Origin of the sequence: Streptomyces laurentii (assembly GCF_040635425.1) — a bacterium.
GTDB lineage: Bacteria > Actinomycetota > Actinomycetes > Streptomycetales > Streptomycetaceae > Streptomyces > Streptomyces laurentii.
The window spans coordinates 23,691-30,012 of record NZ_JBEYHT010000081.1 but is presented as its reverse complement, the minus strand read 5'-3'; the positions used below and the strand labels follow the sequence as shown (position 1 = coordinate 30,012).

The window sequence follows — 6,322 nt, the reverse complement described above, 5'->3', positions numbered from 1 at the left end:
AGAACCCCTCGACAAGGTTCATCGTCCCAGCTCAGAAGGCACTTTCGCGTTGCCGCACAGAAATCGGCCCCGCACCAAGTGAAACGGCGAGGTTAAGCGGTCGAACCTACCTCAGAGCCAACCCGCTGGACTTGACAGAGAACACGCCATGTGGATTCCCGCCCAAGTGGCTCCGCCAACCAGTCGACCTCCGAGGCGAGGCGCGGTCCGCTCTCCGGGGCGGCTGGGACGATGCGCGCATGGAACCCAGGACAAGAACCTCCGAGAGTCCACCAAAGGCGCGGATCGTCCTACTGACACTCGCCGCCGGTCAGTTCCTGATGGCGCTGGACAGCTCGGTCATGAACGTCTCGATCGCGACGGTGGCCAAAGACGTGGGCACGACGGTGACGGGTATCCAGGGCGCCATCACGGCCTACACCCTGGTGATGGCGATGTTCATGATCCCCGGCGGCAAGGTGGGGGCGCTGATCGGCCGCAAACGCGCGTTCGTGATCGGCTGCGTCATCTACGGCTGCGGCTCCCTCACCACGGCGCTCGCACCGAACCTGACCGTGCTGCTGATCGGCTGGTCGTTCCTGGAGGGGATCGGGGCGGCACTCATCATGCCCGCGATCGTGGCGCTCGTGGCCGGCAACTTCGCCACCGAGCGACGTCCCGCCGCCTACGGACTCGTCGCGGCCGCGGGGGCCGTGGCGATCGCGGTCGGGCCGCTCATCGGAGGTGTGGCGACGACGTACTTCTCCTGGCGGTGGGTCTTCGCCGGAGAGGTCCTGGTGGTGCTCGGCATCCTGGTGCTCGCCCGCCGCATCGCCGACGCGCCGGCCGGCGAAGGCGCTCGCATCGATCTCGTGGGCGCCGTGCTGTCCGCGCTCGGGCTCGGGCTCTTCGTCTACGGCGTGCTCCGCTCCGACGAATGGGGCTGGTTCCAGCCGAAGCCCGACGCGCCCTCATGGCTCGGGGTCTCGCTGGTCGTGTGGCTGATTTTGGCCGGTCTCCTGCTGATCTGGCTCTTCCTCCACTGGGAGACAGGCATGGTGGAGCGGCACAGGGAGCCACTTGTCGACCCGGCCATGCTGCAGAACAAGCAGCTCACCGGCGGACTGACGATGTTCTTCTTCCAGTACCTCGTTCAGATGGGCGTCTTCTTCGTCGTACCGCTCTATCTGTCGGTCGCCCTGGGCCTGTCCGCGCTCAAGACCGGTGCCCGCCTTCTGCCGCTCTCCGTGACACTGCTGGCGGCCGCCGTCCTGATCCCCCGCTACCTGCCCGGCGTCTCGCCCCGGCGGGTGGTGCGGCTCGGGGTCTTGGCGTTGTTCGCGGGCGCGCTGGTCCTGATGGCCGCGCTCGACACGGACGCCGGTGCGGAGATCGTCACCATCCCCCTGCTGTTGATCGGGCTCGGCATGGGCGCGCTGGCGTCCCAGCTCGGGTCGGTCACCGTGTCCGCTGTGCCAGAAGCACAGAGTGCGGAAGTCGGCGGTGTCCAGAACTCCGTCACCAACCTGGGCGCCTCTATCGGTACAGCGCTCGCCGGGTCGATCATGATCGCCGCGATGACGACTTCGTTCCTCACCAGCGTGGAACAGAATCCGGCGATCCCGGCCGAGGTCAAGAGCCAGGCGACCGTCGAACTCCAAAGCGGCGTACCGTTCTTGTCGGATGCCGAGCTCACGTCCGCGCTCGACGAAGCGGGCACCAGCGAGGCGGTGACCCAGGCGGCACTCGACGCGAACGAAGACGCCAGGATCGACGGTCTGCGCGCCGCAGTCGCCATCCTCGCCTTCGCCGCGCTCCTCGCCATGTTCTTCACCTCACGGATCCCGAATACCCAGCCCGGTTCGACGAAGCCATAGCCGCAGGGCGGCTGGATCCCAGCCGCCCTTGTTTCACCGCTCCGACGGACTGGGAGCGGCGCAGACAGCCCAGAAGGGCAGACGCCGAGGGCTGGGTAGGCCCTGATGTGCTGCCGTATCGCTCGATCAGCCGGCTGATCTGCTGCTCCAGCCGGCCGGGCCCTTCGTCCGGCAGCAGGTCCTCAAGAGGGGTGATGAGCGGCGGATCGGGTGTGATCCGGCGCTCACCGTCGACGACACGGGTGAGCTTGTCGAAGACCTGAACGGTGTCGTGCGAACGCGCCTTGTCCACGGCATGCGCCCAGCGTTCACGGCCCCGCGCGGACAGGTCCGCCCCGAACCGGCCCCGCACCCATGCCGCGTCGAACTGGGCATACCAGACTTCCAGGTTGCCGATGCCGGCGAAGGCACGCATACACGCGCGATACGACCGCACCGAACTCGGCGTGGCTGGAGCGGGGTACGGCGGACCGTGCCGCCTTCCCCAGCGCGGCCCGCTCCTGCGGAGTGCGGTGCCGCGACCCGCGGCCGTCCAGGTGGTTCTCGGTCATGGCAGCGGCTCCGGGGATTGGACGACCTTCGCTCGCAGGGCGACGACGGGGCGGTCGACAGGCCTGAGCGAACCAGGCGGGTGAACGGCTCCCGAGGTGCGACGGCCGCGGTCCGATGATGCAATTGACGTATGCAATGGGGTTACTCCAGGGGGGCGGCAGCGAGCACCCGAGGTGACGCCGTGAGCGACGAACTCGAAGAAGTGGGCCCGATCGACTATCTGGTCGTCGAGTTCCCCGGTAACCGAATGACAGGTGAGGGGTTCCCCCTCCTGGTCGACCTCGTGGACCGCGGCCTGATCCGGATCCTCGACCTGATGTTCGTCAGGAAGGAGGATGACGGTTCCGTGACCGGCATGGAGATCGCCGACCTGACCGGTGACGGCGAACTCGACCTGGCCGTTTTCGAGGGCGCGTCCTCCGGCCTCCTGGGCCAGGACGATATCGAGGAGGCGGCCACCGCGCTGGAGCCCGGGAGTTCCGCCGGCATCATGATCTACGAGAACCTGTGGGCCGCTCCCTTTGCCACCGCCCTGCGCCGTGCCGATGCCAGGCTGGTCGCCTCCGGGCGAATCCCGGTGTCTGCTGTCCTCGACGCGCTCGACGCTGCCGAGGCTGCTCACTGAGCAGCAGACAGCGTCTGCCGATCCTGCTGAGCTGAAGGGAATCAGTCATGCCAGGTCTCATCCGGGGAGTCGCGCGCACTGCGGCTGTTGCCGGCACGGCGACCGCCGTGTCGAACCGTGTGTCACGCCGTCAGCGGGGACGGTGGGCGGCTCAGCAGGCATCCGAGGCGCCCTCACCTCAGCCGGCGTCCTCCGCCCAGCCGCCTCCGGCTTCGCCGGCCCCCGACATGACCAGCAAGCTCGAACAGCTGAAGCAGCTCGGCGAGCTCAAGGACCAGGGCGTGCTCTCGGAGGCTGAATTCGAGGAACAGAAGCGCAGGATCCTCGGATCGTGACCGGCTCCAAGTGACGTCTGCACAAAGCCCGCGTTGCCTTGCCTGCGCGGATCAATTCGAGCTGTCGCTGATGGGCAGGCTGGCACAGGACGACGGCGGCGGTGCCACGGCGCACCGACCCGCGATCCAGCAGCCGGTCGAGGAGGGAGGGTAACGTCTCGCCTCCCCCGACCGCGCTCAGAATCTGTCCCGCGTCCAAGGATGGACGCCCCGGTCCCTGGCCTACGGCGCCGCCGGAGTCGCGCTGGAGGGTTCCACGCCACTGCGGATCATTAGGGCAACCACAAAGGACCAGGTCAGAGACCATCTAACCTAGGTCGTCATGCGACCCACCGCGGGACGAACCGGTCAAGGATCGGCGTACGATCCCCAGGAAAGCGAGCGGGGGTGATCGTGGGCGACTTCAAGACCACCCCAGGAGCATGCGCCGGCCCACGAGTCTGCCAGCGCCTCGCCATCCGCGAAGAAGACCGAGAGGTCGGCCCCTCGTGCCAGTTCCGCGGCTTCAAGGCCAAGCGATTCGATCCCTGCCGATTGCTCAGCCGACAGGGTCTTGAACCGGTCTTCCGCCAACGAACCCTCGACATAGAATTCGTGCTCCAGCTTGTCACGGCGTGCCATGGCCGCATCGAGGCTTGCTACGGCCTCCGTACGACGGGCTTCCTTCTCCACATCGTGGAGGACCGCCCAGCGCCGGGCCTCCAGGAGCATGTCCATGGCGAACGGGTTGTGCGTCTCCAGTTTGGCGCACACTTCGACGCCCTCCCGGGCGTCGAGCCGGAGCCGTATCAGCGGCGTCGATCCGATGGAGTCGTGCACGGCCTCAAAGAACATCGCCGTTCCCCTCGATGGCGTCGCGCCGTGCGGTCGAGCCGGGCGCGTAGTGGTAGATGGCGCTGGGCCCGCCGAGGCGCGCGTATCGGGCTTGTAAGAAGGAGGTCTTCCGGTCCAGGTCGGGGTCGTCGCCGGCCAGCAGGACGCCGAGTACGGTGCCGCTGTGCGCGACGACCACGCCGAGTCCGTCGGTCTCCGCGCACGCCGCGCGGAGCGGCGCGAGCGCGGGGCGCGGCCGCAGCCGGGCGTGGAGTTCGGCGCTGCGGGTGGCGACGGCGCCGACCGCGCGCAGGTCGTGCCGGGCGACGGCGGTGGCCAGCCGGTCGAGCAGCACGGCGTATTCGGCGCGGGTCCGGTCGTCGACGGGTGCGGGGCTGCGGTTGTAGCTGACGGTGTCGATCCGGCCGCCCTCGTCGTAGCCGACGACCACGAAGCGGGGCAGGTGGCCGAGGCGGCGGTGCAGCCGCACCTCGCGGTGCAGGAAGGCGACGATCTCGTCGTGCATGACCCCGTCGGTGGGCTCCACCTGGCGTAACAGGGACTCGATGGTGGCGGCCGGGAAGGACACCCCGAAGGCGTCCGCGACGGCCCGGACCGAGGCCACCAGGTCCGCGGACGAGCTGGCCAGGCCCTTGCCCTCGGGTAACTCGCCGGCGAGCAGCAGCTCGCCGCCGCCGGGCCGCCCCAGGGCTTCGAGGGCGAGTGCGGCGACCCGCGCCGACTTGCTCTTGCCCGGGGCGTCCGGCGTGATGCCGGTGGCGTCGGCCGAGTAGCGGAACTTCGCGGTGGAGCCCATGGTGATGGGCAGCGTCACGAGAAAGTGGCGCTCGTCCGGGAGGACGCCCTGCAGGAGTTCGCCGAAGGTGCCGGAGGCAGCGCCGCTGCCCACCGCCCACGGGCCCGGGGACCCGGCGCCCGGTGCCGGCCAGGCCCCGGGCGCGGGGACGCGTGCCATCCTCTGATCCACCGTGTTCCCCCGCATGCGTTCATTCCGAATCGGCATCCAGACCGAGGGCACGGTCCGTGTCGTCCAACGCCTGCCGTACGACCTCCGCGCGCCGCCCCCCACGCGGCGGTGAGGCTCCTCCCGTCCTGGTCCTGTCCGGCCAGCGCGGCCCGCACCTGGTCAGGGGTGGCGGACCCGGCGGACCGCATCCGCGGCAGCGCGCGCCGTACGTCGAACGCGTCCGCGAGCAGCTCTTCCGCGTCCTCGACGGTGTGCCCGTGCTCCGCGGCGAGGTCCCGCAGGCGAGGATCAGGGGCGCGATGAGCGTGCCCAGCGAGGCCAGGATCAGCGGCGGGCAGCGTGCCGACCGCGGTGCCCAGCAGGCCGCCGAGGATGGCGCCGGCGAGCGCGCCGGCGCCCGACGCGGCCAGGATGAGACCCACGCTGAACGGCGGGATGTCGAGCGTGCGGGTGACGAAGACCAGCGCGACGGGCTCCGCGATCGCCGTGAAGAAGTCGATCACGAGCGTGGTGAGGACCAGGGTCCGCACCGTGGCGTGGCCGGTGACGAACGCGACGCCGTCGGCCATGTCGCGCCAGATGGTCTGGCTCGGCTCCTCGGGCTCCTCGCCCTCGCCGCCCTCCCCGGCGGTCTTCCGCTCACCGCGGATCAGCGCCGTGAAGAACGCCGAGAGCGCGAAGAGCACCGTGTTGATCATCATCGAGACCGGCCCGGCCAGCAGCTGGAAGATGCCGCCGCCGAGCGCGCTGCCCGCGATGCCGGCGGAGGACGCGCTCAGCTCCAGCTTGCTGTTGCCGTCGATCAGATCGTCACGCTCGACGAGTGCGGGCAGGATCGACGCGCTGCCCACATCCGCCACCACGCTGAAGCATCCGACGAGCAGGGCCACGACGAGCAGCGTGGGCACGCTCAGGAGGTCGAGCCACCATGCCAACGGAATGGCGAGCAGCAGCAGTGCGCGAGCCATGTCGCAGAAGACGATGATGGCGCGCTTCGGTTTCCTGGCGAGCCACGCTCCCGCGAAGAGACTGACTCCGAGATACGGGACGTATCCCGCCGCCGAGAGCAGACCCATCTCGAAGAGCGAGGCGTCGAGGGAAACAGAGGCGAGCAACGGGAAGAGAACCGCCACCGTATTCGCCGCGAACATGG

Annotated in this window: 7 protein-coding genes; 3 read left to right on the top strand and 4 right to left on the bottom strand. The window is 69.3% G+C overall.

Features of this window, described 5'->3' with window-relative positions; genetic code table 11:
* Positions 1 to 239 precede the first annotated feature (239 nt).
* Positions 240 to 1,856, top strand: a complete 1,617-nt coding sequence (locus tag ABZ693_RS32685) for an MFS transporter (protein ID WP_359884904.1) — start codon at positions 240 to 242, stop codon at positions 1,854 to 1,856.
* Here ABZ693_RS32685 and ABZ693_RS32680 read toward each other — a convergent pair.
* The gene (locus tag ABZ693_RS32680; protein WP_435842614.1) at positions 1,810 to 2,292 is read right to left on the bottom strand and encodes a DUF2252 family protein; all 483 of its coding nucleotides are present in this window, start codon (positions 2,290 to 2,292) and stop codon (positions 1,810 to 1,812) included. The genes ABZ693_RS32685 and ABZ693_RS32680 overlap by 47 nt on opposite strands.
* A gap of 297 nt (positions 2,293 to 2,589) precedes the next feature.
* Here ABZ693_RS32680 and ABZ693_RS32675 point away from each other — a divergent pair, with 297 nt between their 5' ends.
* On the top strand, positions 2,590 to 3,033 hold the full coding sequence (locus tag ABZ693_RS32675; protein WP_359884902.1) for a DUF6325 family protein: 444 nt from the start codon (positions 2,590 to 2,592) through the stop codon (positions 3,031 to 3,033).
* A gap of 47 nt (positions 3,034 to 3,080) precedes the next feature.
* On the top strand, positions 3,081 to 3,368 hold the full coding sequence (locus ABZ693_RS32670) for an SHOCT domain-containing protein (RefSeq protein WP_359884901.1): 288 nt from the start codon (positions 3,081 to 3,083) through the stop codon (positions 3,366 to 3,368).
* A gap of 348 nt (positions 3,369 to 3,716) precedes the next feature.
* Here ABZ693_RS32670 and ABZ693_RS32665 read toward each other — a convergent pair whose 3' ends face one another.
* The 3 genes from ABZ693_RS32665 to ABZ693_RS32655 are packed head-to-tail and all read right to left on the bottom strand — an operon-like array spanning position 3,717 to position 6,320.
* Positions 3,717 to 4,202, bottom strand: a complete 486-nt coding sequence (locus ABZ693_RS32665) for a hypothetical protein (RefSeq protein WP_359884900.1) — start codon at positions 4,200 to 4,202, stop codon at positions 3,717 to 3,719.
* Positions 4,192 to 5,016 carry a GHMP family kinase ATP-binding protein gene (locus ABZ693_RS32660; RefSeq protein WP_359884898.1) on the bottom strand — a complete coding sequence of 275 codons (825 nt, stop codon included), beginning with the start codon at positions 5,014 to 5,016 and terminating at the stop codon, positions 4,192 to 4,194. The genes ABZ693_RS32665 and ABZ693_RS32660 overlap by 11 nt, the downstream gene beginning before the upstream one ends.
* On the bottom strand, positions 5,013 to 6,320 hold the full coding sequence (locus ABZ693_RS32655) for an MFS transporter (RefSeq protein WP_359884897.1): 1,308 nt from the start codon (positions 6,318 to 6,320) through the stop codon (positions 5,013 to 5,015). The genes ABZ693_RS32660 and ABZ693_RS32655 overlap by 4 nt, the downstream gene beginning before the upstream one ends.
* Between the last annotated feature and the right edge of the window lie 2 nt (positions 6,321 to 6,322).